The organism is Actinomadura rugatobispora (genome assembly GCF_042656285.1).
Taxonomy (GTDB): domain Bacteria; phylum Actinomycetota; class Actinomycetes; order Streptosporangiales; family Streptosporangiaceae; genus Spirillospora; species Spirillospora rugatobispora.
Genome location: NZ_JBHSON010000297.1, coordinates 1 through 612, shown reverse-complemented (window position 1 = coordinate 612; position 612 = coordinate 1). Strand labels below are relative to the sequence as shown.

2 protein-coding genes are annotated in these 612 nt (G+C 70.9%); both read right to left on the bottom strand.

Translation table 11 applies throughout. The features are described from left to right. Positions 1–243: NAD(P)-binding domain-containing protein (locus tag ACFPZN_RS56475; protein WP_465252319.1), on the bottom strand; the 243-nt coding region annotated here is incomplete at its 3' end. A gap of 8 nt (positions 244–251) precedes the next feature. Next, the coding region (locus ACFPZN_RS56470; RefSeq protein ID WP_378293735.1) for a UDP-N-acetylglucosamine 2-epimerase at positions 252–612 on the bottom strand (361 nt) is incomplete at its 5' end.

Sequence of the window (612 nt, the reverse complement as noted above, 5' to 3'; positions counted from 1 at the left end):
GACGCAGATGACGATGGAGCGGGCGTCGTCCAGGACCGCCTCGTCCAGGGTGGGGGTGAAGCCCGCGGTGAGCATGTCGCTCACCTGGGCGTCGTCCACGTCGTCGATGTGCGAGCGCCCGGCCTTGAGTCCTTCGACGACGCGGGGGTCGCGGTCCAGGCCGCCCACCCGCAGTCCGGCCTGGGCGGCCTCCCGTACCAGCGGCAGCCCGACGTAACCGAGCCCGATGACCACCAGATCCATGTCCATGGCTACTTCGCCTTCTTCCAGTGGCGGATCACGTCGGCTATGCGTTCTCCGGCGTGGCCGTCCCACAGCGGTGGCTTGCGGGCGGTGGCGTGTTCGGTGTCGAGGGCCTTGCGGGTCTGGGGGACCAGGTCCTCGAAAGTGACGAGGCGGTTGGTGCCGTGGGTGATGGTGATCGGCCGCTCGGTGTTGGGCCGGACGGTCAGGCACGGCACGCCCAGGATGGTGGTCTCCTCCTGGAGTCCGCCCGAGTCGGTCACGACCGCGGCCGCGCCCCGGACCGCGGCGATGAAGTCGATGTAGCCCAGGGGCTCCAGGACGTGCACGCCGGGGTGGTCGTCCAGGCCGGCGGCCAGCAGGGTGGCG